Source organism: Neptuniibacter sp. QD72_48 (assembly GCF_047778065.1).
Lineage (GTDB): Bacteria > Pseudomonadota > Gammaproteobacteria > Pseudomonadales > Balneatricaceae > Neptuniibacter.
This window is the reverse complement of sequence record NZ_CP180547.1, coordinates 3,549,366-3,568,115: the sequence shown is the minus strand read 5'-3', so window position 1 is coordinate 3,568,115 and position 18,750 is coordinate 3,549,366. Positions and strand designations below refer to the sequence as shown.

The 18,750-nt window shown below is 46.9% G+C and carries 32 protein-coding genes; all 32 read left to right on the top strand.

Annotation, left to right across the window (positions count from 1 at the left end):
• Positions 1-86 precede the first annotated feature (86 nt).
• The 32 genes from rpsG (at position 87) to ACMXYX_RS16265 (ending at position 18,716) form a co-directional block, all read left to right on the top strand.
• A complete protein-coding gene (gene rpsG, locus ACMXYX_RS16420; RefSeq protein ID WP_415882741.1) occupies positions 87-557 on the top strand; it encodes a 30S ribosomal protein S7 in 471 nt (156 codons plus the stop codon).
• 18 nt (positions 558-575) lie between these two features.
• On the top strand, positions 576-2,669 hold the full coding sequence (gene fusA, locus ACMXYX_RS16415; protein WP_415886130.1) for an elongation factor G: 2,094 nt from the start codon (positions 576-578) through the stop codon (positions 2,667-2,669).
• Positions 2,670-2,705: 36 nt separating this feature from the next.
• On the top strand, positions 2,706-3,929 hold the full coding sequence (tuf, locus tag ACMXYX_RS16410; RefSeq protein WP_415882739.1) for an elongation factor Tu: 1,224 nt from the start codon (positions 2,706-2,708) through the stop codon (positions 3,927-3,929).
• A 221-nt stretch (positions 3,930-4,150) separates the two neighbouring features.
• Complete coding sequence (rpsJ, locus tag ACMXYX_RS16405; protein WP_075174125.1) at positions 4,151-4,462, top strand: 30S ribosomal protein S10; 312 nt, start codon at positions 4,151-4,153, stop codon at positions 4,460-4,462.
• Positions 4,463-4,584: 122 nt separating this feature from the next.
• Positions 4,585-5,223, top strand: a complete 639-nt coding sequence (rplC, locus tag ACMXYX_RS16400; RefSeq protein WP_415882738.1) for a 50S ribosomal protein L3 — start codon at positions 4,585-4,587, stop codon at positions 5,221-5,223.
• Between the two features lie 11 nt (positions 5,224-5,234).
• Positions 5,235-5,840, top strand: a complete 606-nt coding sequence (gene rplD / locus ACMXYX_RS16395; protein ID WP_415889529.1) for a 50S ribosomal protein L4 — start codon at positions 5,235-5,237, stop codon at positions 5,838-5,840.
• Positions 5,837-6,133: a 50S ribosomal protein L23 gene (rplW, locus tag ACMXYX_RS16390; protein WP_299179655.1), complete on the top strand. Its 297-nt coding sequence runs from the start codon at positions 5,837-5,839 to the stop codon at positions 6,131-6,133. Before rplD ends, rplW begins: the two co-directional genes overlap by 4 nt.
• A gap of 15 nt (positions 6,134-6,148) precedes the next feature.
• Positions 6,149-6,976: a 50S ribosomal protein L2 gene (gene rplB, locus ACMXYX_RS16385; RefSeq protein WP_415882736.1), complete on the top strand. Its 828-nt coding sequence runs from the start codon at positions 6,149-6,151 to the stop codon at positions 6,974-6,976.
• A 12-nt stretch (positions 6,977-6,988) separates the two neighbouring features.
• The gene (gene rpsS / locus ACMXYX_RS16380) at positions 6,989-7,264 is read left to right on the top strand and encodes a 30S ribosomal protein S19 (protein ID WP_415882735.1); all 276 of its coding nucleotides are present in this window, start codon (positions 6,989-6,991) and stop codon (positions 7,262-7,264) included.
• 11 nt (positions 7,265-7,275) lie between these two features.
• On the top strand, positions 7,276-7,605 hold the full coding sequence (rplV, locus tag ACMXYX_RS16375) for a 50S ribosomal protein L22 (RefSeq protein ID WP_415884689.1): 330 nt from the start codon (positions 7,276-7,278) through the stop codon (positions 7,603-7,605).
• Positions 7,606-7,628: 23 nt separating this feature from the next.
• Entirely contained in the window at positions 7,629-8,309 is a 681-nt protein-coding gene (rpsC, locus tag ACMXYX_RS16370) for a 30S ribosomal protein S3 (protein ID WP_415882734.1), read from the top strand.
• Positions 8,310-8,320: 11 nt separating this feature from the next.
• The gene (gene rplP, locus ACMXYX_RS16365) at positions 8,321-8,734 is read left to right on the top strand and encodes a 50S ribosomal protein L16 (RefSeq protein WP_415882733.1); all 414 of its coding nucleotides are present in this window, start codon (positions 8,321-8,323) and stop codon (positions 8,732-8,734) included.
• Positions 8,734-8,925: a 50S ribosomal protein L29 gene (gene rpmC, locus ACMXYX_RS16360; RefSeq protein ID WP_299179666.1), complete on the top strand. Its 192-nt coding sequence runs from the start codon at positions 8,734-8,736 to the stop codon at positions 8,923-8,925. The genes rplP and rpmC overlap by 1 nt, the downstream gene beginning before the upstream one ends.
• Before the next feature lie 2 nt (positions 8,926-8,927).
• Positions 8,928-9,191, top strand: a complete 264-nt coding sequence (gene rpsQ, locus ACMXYX_RS16355) for a 30S ribosomal protein S17 (protein WP_292949289.1) — start codon at positions 8,928-8,930, stop codon at positions 9,189-9,191.
• 74 nt (positions 9,192-9,265) lie between these two features.
• Complete coding sequence (rplN, locus tag ACMXYX_RS16350) at positions 9,266-9,634, top strand: 50S ribosomal protein L14 (RefSeq protein ID WP_007021360.1); 369 nt, start codon at positions 9,266-9,268, stop codon at positions 9,632-9,634.
• Between the two features lie 102 nt (positions 9,635-9,736).
• Positions 9,737-10,051, top strand: coding sequence for a 50S ribosomal protein L24 (gene rplX, locus ACMXYX_RS16345; RefSeq protein ID WP_415886125.1), 315 nt, complete (start codon positions 9,737-9,739; stop codon positions 10,049-10,051).
• A gap of 11 nt (positions 10,052-10,062) precedes the next feature.
• On the top strand, positions 10,063-10,602 hold the full coding sequence (gene rplE / locus ACMXYX_RS16340; protein WP_415882731.1) for a 50S ribosomal protein L5: 540 nt from the start codon (positions 10,063-10,065) through the stop codon (positions 10,600-10,602).
• Positions 10,603-10,614: 12 nt separating this feature from the next.
• Positions 10,615-10,920 (top strand): 30S ribosomal protein S14, encoded by a 306-nt coding sequence (gene rpsN / locus ACMXYX_RS16335; RefSeq protein ID WP_415882730.1) that lies wholly within the window; start codon positions 10,615-10,617, stop codon positions 10,918-10,920.
• A gap of 80 nt (positions 10,921-11,000) precedes the next feature.
• Positions 11,001-11,393, top strand: a complete 393-nt coding sequence (gene rpsH / locus ACMXYX_RS16330) for a 30S ribosomal protein S8 (protein WP_415906291.1) — start codon at positions 11,001-11,003, stop codon at positions 11,391-11,393.
• A 13-nt stretch (positions 11,394-11,406) separates the two neighbouring features.
• Positions 11,407-11,940 (top strand): 50S ribosomal protein L6, encoded by a 534-nt coding sequence (gene rplF, locus ACMXYX_RS16325; protein WP_415882728.1) that lies wholly within the window; start codon positions 11,407-11,409, stop codon positions 11,938-11,940.
• Between the two features lie 13 nt (positions 11,941-11,953).
• On the top strand, positions 11,954-12,304 hold the full coding sequence (gene rplR / locus ACMXYX_RS16320; protein WP_415882727.1) for a 50S ribosomal protein L18: 351 nt from the start codon (positions 11,954-11,956) through the stop codon (positions 12,302-12,304).
• Between the two features lie 11 nt (positions 12,305-12,315).
• Positions 12,316-12,816 carry a 30S ribosomal protein S5 gene (rpsE, locus tag ACMXYX_RS16315; protein ID WP_297309703.1) on the top strand — a complete coding sequence of 167 codons (501 nt, stop codon included), beginning with the start codon at positions 12,316-12,318 and terminating at the stop codon, positions 12,814-12,816.
• 6 nt (positions 12,817-12,822) lie between these two features.
• Positions 12,823-13,002 carry a 50S ribosomal protein L30 gene (rpmD, locus tag ACMXYX_RS16310; RefSeq protein ID WP_415882726.1) on the top strand — a complete coding sequence of 60 codons (180 nt, stop codon included), beginning with the start codon at positions 12,823-12,825 and terminating at the stop codon, positions 13,000-13,002.
• Between the two features lie 15 nt (positions 13,003-13,017).
• On the top strand, positions 13,018-13,452 hold the full coding sequence (gene rplO / locus ACMXYX_RS16305) for a 50S ribosomal protein L15 (RefSeq protein ID WP_415882725.1): 435 nt from the start codon (positions 13,018-13,020) through the stop codon (positions 13,450-13,452).
• The gene (gene secY / locus ACMXYX_RS16300; RefSeq protein WP_415882724.1) at positions 13,453-14,781 is read left to right on the top strand and encodes a preprotein translocase subunit SecY; all 1,329 of its coding nucleotides are present in this window, start codon (positions 13,453-13,455) and stop codon (positions 14,779-14,781) included.
• Between the two features lie 20 nt (positions 14,782-14,801).
• A complete protein-coding gene (gene rpmJ, locus ACMXYX_RS16295; protein ID WP_007021200.1) occupies positions 14,802-14,918 on the top strand; it encodes a 50S ribosomal protein L36 in 117 nt (38 codons plus the stop codon).
• Positions 14,919-15,065: 147 nt separating this feature from the next.
• Positions 15,066-15,422: a 30S ribosomal protein S13 gene (gene rpsM, locus ACMXYX_RS16290; protein WP_415882723.1), complete on the top strand. Its 357-nt coding sequence runs from the start codon at positions 15,066-15,068 to the stop codon at positions 15,420-15,422.
• Between the two features lie 25 nt (positions 15,423-15,447).
• Positions 15,448-15,837, top strand: coding sequence for a 30S ribosomal protein S11 (gene rpsK / locus ACMXYX_RS16285; RefSeq protein WP_415882722.1), 390 nt, complete (start codon positions 15,448-15,450; stop codon positions 15,835-15,837).
• 15 nt (positions 15,838-15,852) lie between these two features.
• Complete coding sequence (gene rpsD / locus ACMXYX_RS16280) at positions 15,853-16,473, top strand: 30S ribosomal protein S4 (RefSeq protein WP_415882721.1); 621 nt, start codon at positions 15,853-15,855, stop codon at positions 16,471-16,473.
• 24 nt (positions 16,474-16,497) lie between these two features.
• The gene (locus tag ACMXYX_RS16275; RefSeq protein WP_415882720.1) at positions 16,498-17,502 is read left to right on the top strand and encodes a DNA-directed RNA polymerase subunit alpha; all 1,005 of its coding nucleotides are present in this window, start codon (positions 16,498-16,500) and stop codon (positions 17,500-17,502) included.
• Positions 17,503-17,541: 39 nt separating this feature from the next.
• Complete coding sequence (rplQ, locus tag ACMXYX_RS16270) at positions 17,542-17,931, top strand: 50S ribosomal protein L17 (protein WP_415882719.1); 390 nt, start codon at positions 17,542-17,544, stop codon at positions 17,929-17,931.
• Positions 17,932-18,047: 116 nt separating this feature from the next.
• Entirely contained in the window at positions 18,048-18,716 is a 669-nt protein-coding gene (locus ACMXYX_RS16265) for an acyltransferase (RefSeq protein ID WP_415897116.1), read from the top strand.
• The last annotated feature ends 34 nt before the right edge of the window (positions 18,717-18,750 follow it).

Sequence of the window (18,750 nt, the reverse complement as noted above, 5' to 3'; positions counted from 1 at the left end):
ACTGTGTTGAATACACGGTAAGAGTAAGGCCTAGCATCAATTGCTTGGAATACCTGAAGACCTTTTAATTTAATGAGGGCTTATCAATGCCTAGAAGACGCGTCGCTGCAAAGCGCGAAATTTTACCGGATCCTAAATTCGGAAGCACAGTTCTTGCTAAGTTTATCAACCATGTAATGGTTCACGGTAAGAAGTCTGTAGCTGAGAAGATCGTTTACGGTGCTCTAGATAAAATCGAAGAGCGTTCTGAACAAGATCCAATCGAGCTATTTGAAAAAGCTCTAGAAGCTATCCAGCCAGCGGTTGAAGTTAAATCCCGCCGTGTTGGTGGTGCTACATACCAAGTACCAGTTGAAGTACGTCCTGCTCGTCGTATGGCTCTAGCTATGCGTTGGGCTGTAGACTCTGCTCGTGGTCGTGGTGAGAAGTCAATGGCTCTGCGTCTAGCAGGCGAATTGATGGACGCTGCTGAAGGCCGTGGTGCTGCAGTTAAGAAGCGTGAAGACGTACACCGTATGGCTGAAGCGAACAAAGCATTCGCTCACTACCGCTTCTAAGATACTGAGGATTAAGTCGTGGCTCGTAAAACTCCTATCGCACGTTACCGTAACATCGGAATTTGTGCGCATGTAGATGCCGGTAAAACGACTACAACTGAGCGCGTCCTGTTCTACACCGGTCTTTCTCATAAGATCGGTGAAGTACATGATGGCGCTGCGACAATGGATTGGATGGAGCAAGAGCAGGAGCGTGGTATTACAATTACTTCTGCTGCTACAACTTGCTTTTGGAAGGGTATGAACCAGCAGTTCGATGATCATCGTATCAATATCATCGATACTCCTGGGCACGTTGACTTCACCATCGAAGTAGAGCGCTCATTGCGTGTTCTTGATGGTGCAGTTGTTGTGTTATGTGCATCTTCCGGTGTCCAGCCTCAGACAGAAACGGTTTGGCGTCAAGCTAACAAATATGAAGTTCCGCGCATGGTATTCGTCAATAAGATGGATCGCCTTGGTGCGGATTTCTTCATGGTTGTAGATCAGTTAAAAGATCGTCTTGGCGCTAATGCTGTACCAATCAATTTCCCGATTGGCGCAGAAGAAGATTTTGTTGGTGTTGTCGATCTGGTTCGCATGAAAGCCATTATGTGGAATGAAGCGGATCAGGGTATGACCTACGAGCTGGAAGATATTCCAGCTGATTTGCAAGATAAAGCTGATGAGCTTCGCGAGGAGCTGGTTGAAGCTGCTGCTGAAGCATCAGAAGAGCTGATGGAAAAATACCTTGAAGAAGGTGATCTATCAGAGGAAGAGATTAAACAGGGGCTTCGTGCTCGTACCTTGGATAACGATATTGTTCTTATGCAGGCTGGTTCTGCGTTTAAGAACAAAGGTGTTCAAGCTGTATTGGATGCGGTTATCGAATACATGCCATCTCCGATCGAGGTTAAATCGATCGAAGGTACGCTAGATGATGAACAGGAAACTGTTGCACAGCGTGAGGCTGATGATGACGCGCCGTTCTCTGCGCTTGCATTTAAAATTGCTACAGACCCATTTGTGGGTACGCTTACGTTCGTACGTGTGTACTCGGGTGTTCTTAAATCGGGTGATGCGGTCTTTAACTCTGTTAAGGGTAAAAAAGAGCGTGTTGGTCGTATGGTGCAGATGCATTCTAACAACCGTGATGAGATTAAAGAGGTTCGCGCAGGCGATATCGCAGCTCTAATTGGTATGAAGGATGTAACTACGGGTGATACTTTATGTGATGGTGACAATAAAATTGTCCTTGAACGTATGGAGTTCCCTGCACCAGTTATCTCTGTAGCGGTTGAGCCTAAGTCTCAAGCTGATCAAGAGAAAATGGGTATTGCGCTAGGTAAGCTTGCGCAAGAAGATCCATCTTTCCAAGTTGAAACAGATCAAGAGACGGGTCAGACAATTATTTCCGGTATGGGTGAATTGCACCTTGATATTCTCGTGGATCGTATGAAGCGTGAATTTAAGGTTGAAGCCAATATCGGTAAACCACAGGTAGCCTACCGTGAGAAGATTCGTCAGTCTGTTGACGCAAACCACAAGTTTGTACGTCAGTCAGGTGGTCGTGGTCAATATGGTCATGTTGTCGTTGAATTTAGCCCTTCTGATGAAGAGGGTCTAGAGTTTATCAACGAGATTGTCGGTGGTGCTATTCCTAAGGAATACATCCCAGCTGTACAAAAAGGCATTGAGGAACAGATGCATAACGGTGTCATTGCTGGCTATCCGTTAATCGGCCTTAAAGCACGTTTGTACGATGGGTCCTTCCATGATGTTGACTCCAACGAAATGGCGTTTAAAATCGCTGCATCTCAGGCGCTTAAAAAGTACGCACAAGAAGCAAATGCGTGCTTGTTAGAGCCAATGATGAAAGTTGAAGTTGTAACCCCAGAAGATTACATGGGTGACGTGATGGGTGACCTGAACCGTCGTCGTGGTCTTGTGCAGGGGATGGAAGACAGTTCTTCGGGTAAGATTATCAACGCTCATGTACCGCTGGGTGAGATGTTCGGTTATGCAACCGATCTACGCTCCGCGACACAGGGTCGTGCGACTTACTCGATGGAGTTTCTCGACTACGCTGAAGCGCCACAAAATGTCGCTGACGCTGTAATCAATCAGAACTAATATTTTTATTCGCCTAATTACTTGAGGTAATGAAAAGTGGCTAAAGAACAATTTGAACGCTCAAAACCGCACGTTAACGTTGGTACAATCGGCCACGTTGACCACGGTAAAACTACTCTAACAGCAGCTCTAACTCGCGTATGTGCAGAAGTATGGGGCGGCGACGCTGTTGCATTTGATGGTATCGACAACGCTCCAGAAGAGCGTGAGCGTGGTATCACAATCGCAACTTCTCACGTTGAGTATGATTCTCCAGAACGTCACTACGCACACGTAGACTGCCCAGGCCACGCCGATTATGTTAAGAACATGATCACTGGTGCTGCACAGATGGATGGCGCGATCCTAGTATGTGGCGCGACTGATGGTCCAATGCCACAGACTCGTGAGCACATCCTACTATCTCGTCAGGTAGGTGTACCTTACATCGTAGTATTCCTAAACAAAGCAGACCTACTAGCAGAAGACTGTGGTGGTGCTGACTCTGAAGAATACGCTGAGATGCTAGAATTGGTTGAAATGGAGCTTCGTGAGCTTCTAGACCAGTACGAATTCCCAGGTGATGACACTCCAATCATCCCAGGTTCTGCTCTAATGGCCCTAAACGGCGAAGACGACAACGAACTTGGTACTACTGCTGTTAAGACTCTAGTTGAAACTCTAGACTCTTACATCCCAGAGCCAGAGCGTGCTATCGACGGTGCTTTCATCATGCCTATCGAGGACGTATTCTCTATCCAGGGTCGTGGTACTGTAGTAACTGGTCGTGTTGAGCGCGGTATCATCAAAGTTGGTGAAGAAGTTGAAATCGTAGGTATCAAAGAAACTACGACTACTACTTGTACTGGTGTTGAGATGTTCCGTAAGCTTCTTGACGAAGGTCGTGCTGGTGAGAACGTTGGTGTTCTACTGCGTGGTACTAAACGTGAAGAGGTTGAGCGTGGTCAAGTACTAGCAGCTCCAGGTTCTATCACTCCTCACACTCGTTTCGAGGGTGAAGTATACGTACTATCCAAAGAAGAAGGTGGTCGTCACACTCCATTCTTCAAAGGTTACCGTCCACAGTTCTACTTCCGTACAACTGACATCACTGGTGCATGTGAGCTTCCAGAGGGTGTGGAAATGGTAATGCCTGGTGATAACGTTCAAATGGACGTTACACTAATCAACCCAGTAGCAATGGAAGAAGGTCTACGTTTCGCGATTCGTGAAGGTGGTCGTACTGTAGGTGCTGGTGTTGTATCTAAAATCGTTGAGTAATTAAAACTCTTTGATTTGAAAAAGCCCTCCTTGTGAGGGCTTTTTTGTGCCTACTTATAAGCTTGTTCGGGGGTGTAAGTATAGATTGTTTGTTAATTGTACAAATTAATCCTGCTTACTGTTGACCTTCGCAAGTGACATAAGTAGAATTTGCGTCCCCCTCATAGTAGGGGGAGGTCGGCGTATGCCGTAAAATTATTTTTTGGAAATGTGTGATCGAAATGCAGAATCAGAAAATTCGTATTCGTCTGAAAGCCTTTGATCATCGCTTGATCGACTCTTCTGCGCAGGAAATCGTAGATACTGCAAAGAGAACTGGCGCTCAAGTACGAGGTCCGATCCCACTTCCTACTCGCAAAGAACGCTACACTGTTCTGATTTCTCCTCACGTAAACAAAGATGCGCGTGATCAGTATGAAATCCGTACACATAAGCGTGTTCTAGACATCGTTGAGCCAACTGAAAAAACAGTTGACGCATTGATGAAGCTAGATCTTGCTGCGGGTGTTGAAGTGCAGATCAGCCTCGGCTAAAAGGCAACTGCGCAGAGTTAATTTTAATTAATGAAGCGCTTATTAAGTGTGGAATGCTCTGGAAAGGGCAGCCGTAGTGGGTAACAGCCCCGTACACAACTGGCAAGAGGTTTTAAAAGAAAATGTCTGTAGGTCTTATCGGACGTAAAGCGGGTATGACTCGCGTCTTCACTGAAGACGGCGTATCCGTGCCAGTCACCGTCATCGAAGTGGAACCGAACCGTGTTACTGCTGTGAAAACAGAAGAAACCGACGGCTACCAAGCAGTGCAGGTTACTACTGGTGCTAAGAAGGCTAACCGCCTTTCTAAGCCAGAAGCTGGTAACTTTGCTAAAGCTGGTGTTGAAGCTGGTCGTGGTTTGTGGGAGTTCCGCCTGTCGGGTGGCGACGAAGTCAACGTTGGCGACGAGCTAACAGTTGCGCGCTTCGAAGCTGGTCAGAAAGTTGACGTAACAGGTCAGTCTAAAGGTAAAGGTTTCCAGGGTGGCGTTAAGCGCTGGAACTTCTCCATGCAGGACGCGACTCACGGTAACTCTCTTTCTCACCGTGCTCCGGGTTCTATTGGTCAATGTCAGACTCCTGGTCGTGTTTGGAAAGGCAAGAAGATGGCAGGTCAAATGGGTAATGCTCAGGTTACTGTGCAGACCCTAGAAGTTGTTCGCGTAGACGCTGAACGCAACCTGTTGTTGATCAAAGGTGCTGTTCCAGGCGCAACTGGCGGTGACGTAATCGTTAAACCAGCTGTTAAAGCTGGCGCCTAAGGGGGTTTGAAATGAATCTGAATTTAGCTGGAGCTAATGGTTCGGTTGAAGTTTCCGACCTGGCTTTTGGTAAAGAATTCAACGAAACGCTAGTTCACCAAGTGGTTACAGCTTACTTGGCTGGCGGTCGTCAAGGCACTAAAGCTCAGAAAAACCGTTCTGCGGTTTCTGGTGGTGGTGCTAAACCATGGCGTCAAAAAGGTACAGGTCGTGCACGTGCGGGAACTAGTCGTTCTCCAATCTGGCGTGCCGGTGGTGTTACCTTCGCGGCTCAGCCGCGTGACTACGCTCAGAAAGTAAATAAGAAAATGTACCGCGCAGCAATGCGTTGCATCTTCTCTGAGCTTGTACGTCAAGAACGTCTGGTTGTTGTTGAAGATTTCGCTTTGGAATCTCCAAAGACAAAACAGTTTGTGGCTAAGCTGAACGAGCTTGAGCTGACTAACGCACTGCTGATTACTGAAGATGTAGAGCAGAACTTGTACTTGGCTGCACGCAACGTACCACACGTTGATGTTCGTGACGCTGCGGGTGTTGACCCGGTTGCCCTAGTTGGCTTCGATAAAGTACTAGTTACTGTTGCTGCTCTGAAGAAAATCGAGGAGAAGCTGGCATGAAACAGGAACGCATTTATCAAGTGCTGCTGGGTCCGCACATCTCCGAGAAAGCTACTATCGTAGCTGATGGTTCTCAGCAAGTGGTATTCCGTGTGGCTAAAGACGCTACCAAACCAGAAATCAAGCAAGCAGTAGAAGAGCTGTTCAACGTTAAAGTTAAAGGCGTGAACGTTCTTAATGCTAAGGGCAAAACCAAGCGTACACAGCGTGGTTTAGGCAAGCGTAGCGATGTGCGTAAAGCATATGTTGCACTAGCTGACGGCTCTGAGATTGATTTTCTTGGTGGCGAGTAATAGAGGGTATATAAAATGGCAGTGACTAAAACTAAGCCGACCTCTGCTGGACGCCGTCATGTAGTTAAAGTGACTAATACTGAACTGCATAAAGGCAAGCCTCATGCAGCTCTTGTTGAGAAAAAGAGCAAGAGCGGTGGTCGTAACCACCACGGTCGCATCACTACTCGTCATATTGGCGGTGGTCACAAACAGCAGTACCGTATCATCGATTTCCGTCGTAACAAAGACGGTATTCCAGCGACAGTTGAGCGTTTGGAATACGATCCAAACCGTTCTGCGCATATCGCACTAGTTGTATATGCAGACGGTGAGCGTCGTTACATCATTGCACCAAAAGGTGTTTCTGCGGGCGCTAAGATCATGTCTGGCGATTCTGTAGATATTAAGCCTGGTAACACTATGCCTCTACGCAACATTCCAGTGGGTTCTGTAATCCACTGTGTTGAGTTGAAGCCTGGTAAAGGTGCACAGATTGCTCGTTCAGCGGGCACATCTGCGCAGTTGGTTGCACGTGAAGGTGCTTACGCAACTCTTCGTCTACGTTCTGGCGAAATGCGTAAAGTCCTAGTTGAATGTCGTGCAACTCTGGGTGAAGTGAGCAACAGTGAGCACTCCTTGCGTCAGCTTGGTAAAGCTGGTGCTACGCGCTGGCGTGGTGTTCGTCCTACTGTTCGTGGTGTTGCGATGAACCCAGTAGACCACCCACACGGTGGTGGTGAAGGTCGTACTTCCGGTGGTCGTCACCCAGTGTCGCCATGGGGTGTTCCGACTAAGGGTTATAAAACTCGCAAGAACAAGCGTACTGATAAGTTGATCGTACGCCGTCGTAACGCTAAGTAAGAGGATACAGCTGTGCCACGTTCACTGAAGAAAGGTCCATTTATCGACCTTCACCTGTTGAAAAAGGTAGAGTCTGCAATTGAAGCAAACGACCGTCGTCCAATCAAAACTTGGTCACGTCGTTCTACGATCTTCCCGAATTTCGTAGGTTTGACAATTGCAGTACACAACGGCCGTCAGCATGTTCCGGTATTTATTTCCGAGGACATGGTTGGTCATAAACTGGGCGAGTTTGCTGTGACACGTACTTACCGTGGTCACGTAGTAGACAAGAAAGCCAAGCGATAAGGAGTTAGATGATGGAAGTTGCCGCTAAGCACAAAGGCGCCCGCATCTCTGCACAGAAAGCACGTCTGGTCGCTGACCAGATCCGTGGTAAGTCTGTCGGTGAAGCTCTGGATATCCTGGCGTATAGTCCTAAAAAAGGTGCGGCGCTTGTTAAGAAAGTACTAGAGTCTGCTATTGCTAACGCAGAGCATAACGAAGGTGCTGATATTGACGAGCTACGTGTTTCTACAGTTTTTGTTGATGAAGCAATGACTATGAAACGCATCAAGCCGCGTGCGAAAGGTCGCGCTGATCGTATTTTGAAGCGCTCCTGTCACATCACTGTAAAAGTGGCCGACTGAGCTGACTGCTAGGAGATTCCGTTATGGGTCAGAAAGTACATCCTACGGGTATTCGTCTCGGTATTGTTAAAGATCACACTTCTGTGTGGTACGCAGACAAGAGCGAATACGCAAGCAAGCTGCAGAACGATCTGCAGGTGCGTGAGTACCTGGACAAGCAGCTTGAAAAAGCATCTGTTAGCCGCATCGAAATCGAGCGTCCTGCACAGAATGCAAAAATTACTATTCACACGGCTCGTCCGGGCATCGTGATTGGTAAGAAAGGCGAAGATGTTGAGAAACTACGTAACACTGTATCTGAAATGATGGGTGTTCCAGTTCACATCAATATCGAAGAAATTCGTAAACCAGAACTAGACGCGCGTCTTGTTGCACAAGGTGTTGCAAGCCAGCTTGAGCGTCGTGTTATGTTCCGTCGTGCCATGAAGCGCGCGGTACAGAACGCAATGCGTCTTGGTGCTAAAGGTATCAAGATTCAGCTAGGTGGTCGTCTTGGTGGTGCCGAAATCGCTCGTAGCGAATGGTATCGTGAAGGTCGTGTGCCATTGCACACACTTCGTGCTGATATCGATTACGCTACTTATGAAGCGCACACTACTTACGGTGTGATCGGCGTTAAAGTCTGGATCTTCAAGGGTGAAGTTCTTGGTGGCATCGAACAAGTTCGTGCTGAAAAGAATGCGCCTAAGAAGAAAGGTAAGTGAGGTAGACGTCGATGCTACAACCAAAACGTCTTAAGTTCCGCAAAATGATGAAAGGCCGTAACCGCGGTCTAGCACAGCGCGGTAGCACTGTAAGCTTTGGTGAATTTGCACTGAAAGCGACCGGTCGTGGTCGTATCACTGCACGTCAGATCGAAGCAGCGCGTCGTACCATGACACGTCACGTTAAGCGTGGTGGTAAAATCTGGATCCGTGTGTTCCCAGACAAGCCAATTTCTAAGAAACCGCTTGAAGTACGTATGGGTAAAGGTAAAGGTGCGGTTGAGTACTGGGTTGCTCAAATCAAGCCAGGTAAGATTCTGTTCGAAATGAGCGGAGTTGATGAACAGCTTGCATCTGAAGCGTTCACCCTAGCTGCTGCAAAATTGCCTGTTGCAACAACCATTGTTAAACGGACGGTGATGTAATGAAAGCAACTGAACTACGTGAAAAGTCCGTTGATGAACTACAGCAAGAGCTACTAGGTCTTCTAAAAGAGCAGTTTAACCTGCGCATGCAGAAGACAACTGGTCAGCTTGCTCAGAATCATCTTCTAGGACAGGTTCGTCGCGATATCGCTCGTGTGAAGACAGTACTCAACGAAAAGGCAGGTAACTAAGTATGAGCGCCGAAAAACGTACTCGAACTGTTACTGGTCGCGTTGTTAGCGACAAGATGGATAAAACCATCACAGTTCTGGTTGAGCGCAAAGAGAAGCATCCGATTTACGGAAAATTCATGAAGCGCTCTTCTAAACTGCATGCTCACGATGAGAAAAATGAGTGTCAGCAAGGTGACCTAGTTACCATCGCAGAAACTCGTCCTTTGTCTAAGAATAAGTCTTGGGCGTTGGTTCGTATTGAAGAGCGTGCAGCAAAGGTGTAAACTATCGCACCTTTGCTCCATTAGACGGTCCGTCCGCATTGCGGGCGGCCTAAAAATGTTTGTGGAGTAAGACCATGATTCAAACTGAATCTATGCTTGACGTAGCTGATAACAGTGGCGCTAAGCGAGTGCAGTGTATTAAGGTCCTTGGTGGTTCTCACCGCCGCTACGCTTCTGTAGGTGACATTATTAAAGTCACTGTTAAAGAAGCGATTCCTCGCGGTAAAGTGAAGAAAGGCCAGGTTCTTAACGCCGTAGTGGTACGTACCCGTAAAGGTGTTCGTCGTCCAGACGGTTCAGTAATCCGCTTTGATACTAACTCTGCGGTTCTACTGAATGCGAGCGACGCTCCAATCGGTACTCGTATCTTCGGCCCAGTGACGCGTGAACTTCGTTCAGAGAAGTTCATGAAAATCATTTCCCTGGCGCCTGAAGTGCTATAAAGATCGAACAAAATACTGTTCGGTTTATGTGAAAACGCTAACACCGGAAGGTGTTGGCGTTTTTGAGCATGAGAGGGTAGCAGGAAGCGATATAGGTAAATTATGCGCAAAATTAAACGTGACGATGAAGTAATTGTCATCGCAGGAAAAGACAAGGGCAAGCGTGGCACAGTCATGCGTGTTCTGGACGATCGTTTGATCGTTTCTGGTATCAACATGGTGAAGAAGCACACTAAGCCGAACCCAATGTTGGGTAAAGCAGGTGGCATCGTTGAGAAAGAAGCTGCAATTGCAGTTTCTAACGTAGCGATCTTCAACCCGCAGACTGGTAAGGGCGATCGTGTAGGCTTCAAAGTTCTTGAAGACGGCACTAAGACTCGTATCTTCAAGTCTACCGGCGAAGTAATTGGCGGATAAGGGGAGATATCATGTCTAGATTAAAAGCGCTTTATAACGATTCCGTTAAGCAGCAGCTTAAAGATGAGCTGAATTGCCCTAACGTAATGGCAGTTCCACGTTTGACTAAAATCACTCTAAACATGGGTGTTGGTGAGGCGTTGGGCGATAAGAAAATGCTTGAGAACGCTGTTGCAGATATGACTGCAATTGCGGGCCAAAAGCCAGTTGTATGTTTGGCACGTAAATCTATCGCGGGCTTCAAAGTTCGTGAAGGTTGGCCAATCGGCTGTAAAGTAACACTACGTGGCGAGCGTATGTGGGAATTCTTGGATCGTTTGGTAGACATCTCTATCCCGCGTATCCGTGACTTCCGTGGCCTAAACCCGAAATCTTTCGACGGTCGTGGCAACTACAGCATGGGTGTTAAAGAGCAGATCATCTTCCCTGAAATCGAATTCGATAAGGTTGATAAGATGCGTGGTATGGACATTACGTTCACTACAACTGCTAAGAACAATGATGAGGGTCGTGCTCTATTGGCTGCCCTGAACTTCCCGTTCCGTAAGTGATAGGCATACATCATGGCTAAAGAATCAATGAAGGCACGTGAAGACAAGCGTGCGAAGCTAGTTGCACAGTATGCTGAGAAGCGTGCTGCACTAAAAGCAATTATCAACAACCCTAATTCATCTGAAGACGAAGTTTGGGATGCAGTGATCGCTCTACAGAAGCTACCACGCGACTCAAGCAAATCTCGTCAGCAGCGTCGTTGCCAGATTACTGGTCGTCCACACGCTGTATACCGTAAGTTCGGTATTAGCCGTATCAAACTGCGTGAAGCAGCGATGCGCGGTGATGTTCCAGGTTTGAAAAAGGCTAGCTGGTAATCTCCAGTTAGTATAACGGTAAGCGCAGTGGCTAGGCCCTTTGGGGTACCGCACTGTGCTGCACAAGAGGAAGTAAATGCATGAGCATGCAAGATACTCTAGCGGATATGTTTACTCGTATTCGTAACGGTCATATGGCTGAAAAGCAGGCCGTATCTATGCCGTCTTCCAAAGTAAAAGTATCAATTGCCAAAGTTCTTAAGGACGAAGGTTACATCGTTGACTACGCAGTAGAAGGCGACGTAAAACCGGTTCTGAACATTGAGCTTAAATACTTTGAAGGAAAGCCGGTAATTGAAGAGATCAAACGCGTTAATCGTCCAGGTCTGCGTATCTACAAGAACGCAAGCGAACTACCAAAAGTATCTGGTGGTCTGGGTGTAGCGATTATCTCTACAAGCAAAGGCGTAATGGCTGACCGCGCTGCACGTAGTGCTGGCGTTGGTGGCGAAGTAATCTGCACGGTATTCTAAGAGGTATTTCAATATGTCACGTATTGCAAAAAGCCCTGTTATCGTACCTGCAGGTGTTGAAGTTAAGATTGACGGTCAAACTGTCAATGTTAAAGGTAAAAACGGCCAGCTTTCTCTAGACGTTCACCCATCTGTTGGTGTTGACCTAGAAGAAGGTTCTTTGAAGTTCACAGCTCGTGAAGCTTCTAAGCTGTCTCTTTCCTTGTCTGGTACTACTCGCTCTCTGGTTAACAACATGGTTGTTGGTGTAACTGAAGGCTTTAAGAAAACTCTTGAGCTTCAAGGTGTTGGTTACCGTGCTGCTGCTAAAGGCAACACACTTAACCTTAACCTAGGTTTCTCGCACCCGATCGATTACGACCTACCAGAAGGTATCAAAGCAGAAACTCCTAATGTAACTACTATCATCCTTTCTGGCTCTGATAAGCAAGTTCTAGGTCAAGTTGCTGCTGAGATTCGTGCGTTCCGTCCACCAGAGCCTTACAAAGGTAAAGGTGTTCGTTATGCTGATGAGTATGTTCGCCGTAAAGAAGCGAAGAAAAAGTAAATAGGGCAGGGTTATGAACGCTAAGAAACAATCTCGTATTCGTCGTGCTCGCCGCTCTCGCCTTAAAATGCGTGAGTTAGGTGCAACACGTCTGTGCGTTACACGCACACCGCGTCACATCTACGCTCAGGTTATCTCTGCTGATGGTGCAAAAGTTCTTGCAGCTGCATCAACTGTAGAAAAAGATCTGCGTGAAACTGCTGGCGGTAACGTTGCAGCAGCAGAAAAAGTAGGCGCATTGATCGCTCAGCGTGCTAAAGAAGCTGGCGTATCTGAAGTAGCATTTGACCGTTCTGGTTACCAGTATCACGGTCGTGTTAAAGCTTTGGCTGATGCAGCCCGCGAAGGCGGCCTGGAATTCTAAAGGGATCGAATATGTCAAATCATGAACAGAAAGACGGCGATCTGCAGGAAAAGCTGGTTCAGGTTAACCGCGTCGCTAAAGTAGTAAAAGGTGGTCGTATCTTCGGCTTTACAGCACTAACTGTAGTTGGTGATGGTAAAGGTCGCGTAGGTTTCGGTCGTGGTAAAGCTCGTGAAGTTCCTGCTGCTATTCAGAAAGCAATGGAGCAAGCTCGTCGTAACATGGTTTCAGTTGAACTGAACGGCGACACGTTGCAGTACCCAATTAAAGCACGTCACGGTGCTTCTAAAGTTTACATGCAGCCTGCATCTCAAGGTACTGGTGTAATCGCAGGTGGTGCGATGCGTGCAGTACTAGAATTGGCAGGTGTCCATAACGTACTGGCTAAGTGCTACGGCTCTACTAACCCGGTTAACGTTGTACGCGCGACTGTTAAAGGTCTTGCTGCAATGAAATCTCCGGAAGATGTAGCTGCTAAGCGCGGTAAGTCCGTAGAAGACATTCTGGGGTAATCGACAATGGCTAAGACTGTTAAAGTAACACTAGTACGTAGCCCTATCGGTACTCTTCCTAACCACAAATTGTGCGTTAAGGGTCTAGGTCTACGCCGTATTGGGCACACAGTTGAAGTAGAAGATACTCCATCTGTACGTGGCATGATCAACAAAGTTAACTACCTGGTTCAGGTAGAAGACTAATAAGGGAGTTACAGCATGCGTCTGAACACTCTAAGCCCTGCTGAAGGTTCCAAGAAAGCGGCGAAACGCGTTGGTCGTGGCATTGGTTCCGGTTTGGGTAAGACATGTGGCCGTGGTCACAAAGGTCAAAAATCCCGCTCTGGCGGTTCTGTAAAACCAGGTTTCGAAGGCGGTCAGATGCCTTTGCAGCGTCGTCTACCGAAATTCGGTTTTACTTCTCGTATTGCTCGTTACGTTACAGAGATTCGTCTGAACGAACTTGCTAAGATCGAAGCTGAAGTAATTGATCTAGATGCTTTGAAAGCAGCAGACATCATCAAGCAGGAAATCAAAACTGCTAAAGTGATCTTGTCTGGTGAGATCAATAAGGCTGTCACTGTTAAAGGTCTTAAAGTGACCAAAGGTGCACAGGCTGCTATCGAAGCTGCTGGCGGTAAAGTCGAGGCGTAAATGGCTAAAAAAGGACCTATACCAGCGGGCAACCAAAGCGGACTAGGTGAGCTTAAGTCTCGTCTACTTTTCGTTTTGATGGCGATCGTTGTTTATCGTATCGGTGCACATATTCCTGTACCGGGTATCAACCCAGATCGTCTGGCCGCATTATTTGATCAGAACCAGGGCACAATCCTGAGTCTCTTTAACATGTTCTCCGGTGGTGCACTGGAGCGTATGAGTATCTTGGCATTGGGTATCATGCCGTACATTTCTGCATCGATTATTATGCAGTTGATGACGGTAGTTAGCCCTACCTTGGCTCAGTTAAAGAAAGAGGGTGAGGCTGGTCGTCGTAAGATTAACCAGTACACTCGCTACGGGACTGTAGCGCTTGCAACTGTACAAGCCTTTGGTATGGCCGTAGGCCTAGCCAATCAAGGTGTATCGTTTACCGCGGATGCCAGCTTCTATTTTGTAGCTGTTGTAACTTTGGTAGCGGGTGCAGTATTCCTAATGTGGTTAGGTGAGCAAGTGACAGAGCGTGGTATCGGTAACGGTATCTCCATTCTGATCTTTGCTGGTATTGTTGCCGGTCTGCCAAGTGCGATCGGACAGGCCTTTGAAGCAGCGCGTCAAGGTGATTTAAACATCCTTGCGCTGCTAGCTATTGCTGTACTAGCGATTGCTACAGTTGGTTTTGTTGTGTTTATGGAGCGCGGCCAACGCCGTATCACCATTAACTACGCTAAACGCCAACAAGGTAATCGTGTGTTCGCGGCACAATCTAGCCACCTTCCATTGAAGGTCAATATGGCTGGTGTGATTCCGCCGATTTTTGCATCCAGTATTTTGCTTTTCCCTGCCTCTATGGGCCAATGGTTTGGTCAGAGTGAAGGCATGGATTGGCTGCAAAATGTTGCATTAGCGCTTGGCCCAGGTCAGCCGCTTTACATTTTGCTATTCTCGGTCGCAATTATATTTTTCTGCTACTTCTACACAGCGATTGTTTTCAATCCTAAGGACGTAGCAGATAACCTGAAGAAATCAGGTGCTTTTATTCCGGGTATTCGTCCAGGTGATCAATCCGCGCGTTACATTGATACCGTGCTGGGCCGATTGACCTTATTCGGTGCGCTTTATATTACTGCTGTATCTTTGATGCCTCAGTTCCTTGTAGTCGCAGCGAATGTACCGTTCTATTTCGGTGGCACCTCACTCCTGATCGTCGTAGTTGTCGTGATGGACTTTATGGCGCAGGTTCAGTCTCATCTGATGTCACATCAGTACGAGTCCCTGATGAAGAAATCTAATCTCAAAGGTGGCGGCGCAGGACTTTCGCGCTAAGGCCACAACTGGAGTAGATCATGAAAGTACGTGCATCTGTTAAAAAGATCTGTCGTAACTGCAAAATCGTTCGTCGTAACGGTTCAGTACGTGTGATCTGTAAAGTAGAGCCGCGTCACAAGCAGCGTCAGGGTTAATTAATCCCTGATTTGGGCGCAGATGGTGTGCAACACTTGATTTAATTTTAATCAATGTGTATTATTGCGCGCCTTCTGCGAACAGAACAAATTTTTATTGGTGTTTGATAATTTCAACAAACACCTTTTATTAAACGGAGTAATAGAATGGCCCGTATAGCTGGAGTCAACATTCCTGACAATAAGCATGCGGTAATTTCTCTGACTTACATTTACGGTATTGGCCGCACGACATCGTCTGCGATCTTAGAAACTTGCGGTATTGCACCGACTACTAAGATCTCTGATTTGTCCGATGAGCAATTGGACATCGTTCGTGGAGAAGTTGCTAAATTTACTGTTGAAGGCGACCTACGTCGTGAAGTATCCATGAGCATCAAACGTTTGATGGACCTTGGTTGTTTCCGCGGCATTCGCCACCGTCGTAACCTTCCGGTTCGCGGTCAGCGTAGTAAAACTAACGCGCGCACTCGAAAAGGCCCGCGTAAGCCGATCCGTAAATAAGTGGTAAGCGATAGGAATTCCGAATATGGCAAAGCCAGGTAATCGCACACGCAAAAAAGCGAAGAAGCAAATAGCGGATGGGTTCGCCCACATCCACGCTTCTTTTAACAATACGATCATTACAATTACCGATCGTCAGGGTAACGCTCTATCTTGGGCAACTGCGGGTGGCTCCGGCTTCCGTGGTTCTCGTAAGAGTACCCCTTTCGCTGCTCAGGTTGCGGCTGAGCGCGCTGGACAGGCTGCATTAGAATATGGCCTGAAAAACTTAGACGTATTTGTAAAAGGCCCAGGGCCAGGTCGCGAATCAGCGGTTCGTGCTCTGAACTCTGTAGGCTACAAAATTGCAAATATCACTGACGTGACGCCAATCCCTCACAATGGTTGTCGTCCACCGAAGAAACGTCGCGTTTAATCTGGAGACGGTAATATGGCTCGTTATCTTGGACCAAAGTGCAAACTGTCTCGTAGGGAAGGTACAGACCTATTCCTAAAGAGCGGTGTTCGCGCACTGGACAGCAAGTGTAAAGCTGAGACTGTCCCTGGTGTTCACGGCGCTCGTCGCGGTCGTTTATCCGACTACGGCCTGCAGCTACGTGAAAAACAGAAAGTTCGTCGTATGTACGGCGTACTGGAACGTCAGTTCCGCAGTTATTATAAAGAAGCGGCTCGTCGTAGCGGTGCAACAGGTGAAAACCTTCTGCAACTGCTAGAAGGTCGTTTGGACAATGTTGTATATCGCATGGGTTTCGGTTCTACACGTGCCGAATCTCGTCAGATCGTATCTCACCGCTCAATCACTGTTAACGGTCAGGTTGTGAACATCGCTTCCTACCAAGTTAAAGCAGGTGATGTTGTAGCAGTACGTGAAAAAGCTAAATCTCAGTTGCGTATAAAAAACGCTCTAGAACTAGCTGGCCAACGTGCAGCAGTTGAGTGGGTTGATGTAGACGCTGCAAAAATGGAAGGCACATACAAAGCCACTCCAGAGCGTTCTGATCTGTCCGCAGATATCAACGAACAGCTAATTGTAGAGCTGTACTCGAAGTAATTTTAACTTTAATTTGGTGGAAATATGCAGCGTTCGGTAAATGAGTTTCTAAGTCCACGTCATATTGACGTACAAGAAATCAGCAAAACGCGCGCTAAAGTGACTCTAGAGCCACTTGAGCGTGGATTTGGCCATACGCTGGGCAATGCATTACGCCGCATTCTTTTATCTTCTATGCCGGGTTGTGCCGTAACAGAAGTTGAGATTGAAGGCGTTTTGCATGAGTACAGCACAATTGAAGGTGTTCAGGAAGATGTAATTGAGATCCTCCTGAACCTGAAAGGGGTTGCAGTGTTGTTGCACAACAACGACGAAGTAACCCTGACTCTGAGCAAATCTGAAGCAGGTCCTGTAACTGCTGGTGATATTCAACTGAATCAGGATGTTGAAATCGCTAACCCGGACCACGTTATTGCTCACCTTAATGAAGGTGCGAGTCTAAACATGCAGCTAACTGTTGGTCGTGGCCGTGGTTACGTTCCAGCTGATCTGCGTGTTTCTGATGAAGAAGAGACTCGTGCAATCGGTCGTCTACAGCTGGACGCTACTTTCAGCCCAGTGCGTCGCGTTTCTTACGTAGTAGAAAGCGCGCGTGTAGAGCAACGTACTGACTTGGATAAACTGGTTATTGATATCGAATCTAACGGTACCATTGATCCAGAAGAAGCTATCCGTCGTGCGGCTACTATCCTTCAGCAACAACTTATTGTGTTTGTTGACCTGGAAGATGGTGCTGATCAAGCTAAGGATGAACCAGAAGAGCCGGAAATTGATCCAATTCTTCTGCGTCCTGTAGATGATCTGGAGCTGACTGTACGTTCCGCCAACTGTCTGAAGGCAGAACAGATCTACTATATTGGTGATCTGATTCAGCGTACAGAGGTTGAACTGCTTAAGACTCCGAACTTGGGTAAGAAGTCGTTGACAGAGATCAAAGACGTACTTGCATCTAAGGGCTTGTCCCTAGGTATGCGTCTTGAGAACTGGCCACCGGCTAGCCTGAAGAACGACGATAAAGTCGCTTCCTGATTCGGCGATAACAACTGACTGGTTTGGTAGGGATTTATCATGCGTCATCGTAAATCTGGTCGTAAATTAAGCCGTACCAGTGCGCACCGCAAAGCTATGTTTAAAAACATGGCAGTATCTTTGTTTGAGCACGAGTTGATTCGTACAACTCTGCCTAAAGCTAAAGAACTGCGCGGCTATGCAGAGCCACTGATTACACTGGCTAAAAACGACACTGTAGCGAACCGCCGTTTGGCATTCGCACGTACTGGCAGCAAAGTTGCTGTTGGTAAACTGTTCAACGAACTAGGTCCGCGTTATAACGCGCGTCCTGGTGGCTATGTTCGTATCCTGAAGTGCGGTTTCCGCCCAGGTGACAACGCTCCAATGGCTTACGTTGAGCTAGTTGATCGTCCAGCTGTAGAGGCTGCTGACGAAGCAGAAGATTAAGATTTCTTGATCTAAAAAAAACCCGGCTTTATGCCGGGTTTTTTATTACCTGAAATTTGGTAAAAACATTACTATTACCCTTCACATTGATTGTTCGATCAAAGGTTTTAGCTGCAATGAATACTGATAAATTGGTTAAGTTTCTTCGCTACTTAGCTGCGATTCCAAAAAGTCTTTACGTCAACTTACGCTTATTACCTTTTGATCAAGCGATTAAGCTTCCTATTATTGTTTCAAATAGAACTAAACTCATTTCACTAAATGGTAAGGTTAAGTTAGATAAGGTTAAAACTGGCTTGGTTCGTATCGGCTTTACTGGTGCCGATATGATTGATTATCGCTACAGTCGAACAATGCTCCAAATTGATGGTCAGTTCACTGTTAAGGGCAAAGTTAAGATAGGTAAAGGAACACGATTAATTGTTGCCGGTGATTTGGATCTTGGCACCAATTTTATCGCCACAGGTGATAACACGATTATCTGCGAAAAACATATGTCTATCGGCAGCGACTGTATGTTCGCTTGGGAATCTGTGGTAATGGACACTGACCAGCATGCAATATTCGATCAATTAGGTGATCAGATCAATACCGAAGATAGAGTGATCATTGGTAACAATGTCTGGCTTGGTGCAAGAAGTTTTGTATTGAAGAACTCTGTGATTGAAGATGGCTGTATAGTTGCTGCAAATACTACGGTAACGCGATCAATTGCCGAGAAAGATGTGATCATTGCTGGAGCACCTTCTAAGAAAATCAAAGAAGGTGTTCACTGGCAACACTAAACTAGATCGTATTTAGTTCTACCCAATTGCTTAA

What these genes read in the sequence shown, in the direction of transcription:
- rpsG (WP_415882741.1), top strand. Translation starts at nt 87, where the DNA reads ATGCCTAGAAGACGCGTCGCTGCAAAGCGCGAAATTTTACCGGATCCT.
- rplB (WP_415882736.1), top strand. Translation starts at nt 6,149, where the DNA reads ATGGCAGTGACTAAAACTAAGCCGACCTCTGCTGGACGCCGTCATGTA.
- rplO (WP_415882725.1), top strand. Translation starts at nt 13,018, where the DNA reads ATGCGTCTGAACACTCTAAGCCCTGCTGAAGGTTCCAAGAAAGCGGCG.
- rpsH (WP_415906291.1), top strand. Translation starts at nt 11,001, where the DNA reads ATGAGCATGCAAGATACTCTAGCGGATATGTTTACTCGTATTCGTAAC.
- rpmC (WP_299179666.1), top strand. Translation starts at nt 8,734, where the DNA reads ATGAAAGCAACTGAACTACGTGAAAAGTCCGTTGATGAACTACAGCAA.
- rplD (WP_415889529.1), top strand. Translation starts at nt 5,235, where the DNA reads ATGAATCTGAATTTAGCTGGAGCTAATGGTTCGGTTGAAGTTTCCGAC.
- rplV (WP_415884689.1), top strand. Translation starts at nt 7,276, where the DNA reads ATGGAAGTTGCCGCTAAGCACAAAGGCGCCCGCATCTCTGCACAGAAA.
- ACMXYX_RS16265 (WP_415897116.1), top strand. Translation starts at nt 18,048, where the DNA reads ATGAATACTGATAAATTGGTTAAGTTTCTTCGCTACTTAGCTGCGATT.
- secY (WP_415882724.1), top strand. Translation starts at nt 13,453, where the DNA reads ATGGCTAAAAAAGGACCTATACCAGCGGGCAACCAAAGCGGACTAGGT.
- rpmJ (WP_007021200.1), top strand. Translation starts at nt 14,802, where the DNA reads ATGAAAGTACGTGCATCTGTTAAAAAGATCTGTCGTAACTGCAAAATC.
- rplF (WP_415882728.1), top strand. Translation starts at nt 11,407, where the DNA reads ATGTCACGTATTGCAAAAAGCCCTGTTATCGTACCTGCAGGTGTTGAA.
- rpsM (WP_415882723.1), top strand. Translation starts at nt 15,066, where the DNA reads ATGGCCCGTATAGCTGGAGTCAACATTCCTGACAATAAGCATGCGGTA.
- rplE (WP_415882731.1), top strand. Translation starts at nt 10,063, where the DNA reads ATGTCTAGATTAAAAGCGCTTTATAACGATTCCGTTAAGCAGCAGCTT.
- rplP (WP_415882733.1), top strand. Translation starts at nt 8,321, where the DNA reads ATGCTACAACCAAAACGTCTTAAGTTCCGCAAAATGATGAAAGGCCGT.
- rpsK (WP_415882722.1), top strand. Translation starts at nt 15,448, where the DNA reads ATGGCAAAGCCAGGTAATCGCACACGCAAAAAAGCGAAGAAGCAAATA.
- ACMXYX_RS16275 (WP_415882720.1), top strand. Translation starts at nt 16,498, where the DNA reads ATGCAGCGTTCGGTAAATGAGTTTCTAAGTCCACGTCATATTGACGTA.
- rpsC (WP_415882734.1), top strand. Translation starts at nt 7,629, where the DNA reads ATGGGTCAGAAAGTACATCCTACGGGTATTCGTCTCGGTATTGTTAAA.
- rpsN (WP_415882730.1), top strand. Translation starts at nt 10,615, where the DNA reads ATGGCTAAAGAATCAATGAAGGCACGTGAAGACAAGCGTGCGAAGCTA.
- rplQ (WP_415882719.1), top strand. Translation starts at nt 17,542, where the DNA reads ATGCGTCATCGTAAATCTGGTCGTAAATTAAGCCGTACCAGTGCGCAC.
- rplC (WP_415882738.1), top strand. Translation starts at nt 4,585, where the DNA reads ATGTCTGTAGGTCTTATCGGACGTAAAGCGGGTATGACTCGCGTCTTC.
- rplR (WP_415882727.1), top strand. Translation starts at nt 11,954, where the DNA reads ATGAACGCTAAGAAACAATCTCGTATTCGTCGTGCTCGCCGCTCTCGC.
- rpsE (WP_297309703.1), top strand. Translation starts at nt 12,316, where the DNA reads ATGTCAAATCATGAACAGAAAGACGGCGATCTGCAGGAAAAGCTGGTT.
- rpsJ (WP_075174125.1), top strand. Translation starts at nt 4,151, where the DNA reads ATGCAGAATCAGAAAATTCGTATTCGTCTGAAAGCCTTTGATCATCGC.
- rpsQ (WP_292949289.1), top strand. Translation starts at nt 8,928, where the DNA reads ATGAGCGCCGAAAAACGTACTCGAACTGTTACTGGTCGCGTTGTTAGC.
- rplX (WP_415886125.1), top strand. Translation starts at nt 9,737, where the DNA reads ATGCGCAAAATTAAACGTGACGATGAAGTAATTGTCATCGCAGGAAAA.
- rpmD (WP_415882726.1), top strand. Translation starts at nt 12,823, where the DNA reads ATGGCTAAGACTGTTAAAGTAACACTAGTACGTAGCCCTATCGGTACT.
- rpsD (WP_415882721.1), top strand. Translation starts at nt 15,853, where the DNA reads ATGGCTCGTTATCTTGGACCAAAGTGCAAACTGTCTCGTAGGGAAGGT.
- rplN (WP_007021360.1), top strand. Translation starts at nt 9,266, where the DNA reads ATGATTCAAACTGAATCTATGCTTGACGTAGCTGATAACAGTGGCGCT.
- rplW (WP_299179655.1), top strand. Translation starts at nt 5,837, where the DNA reads ATGAAACAGGAACGCATTTATCAAGTGCTGCTGGGTCCGCACATCTCC.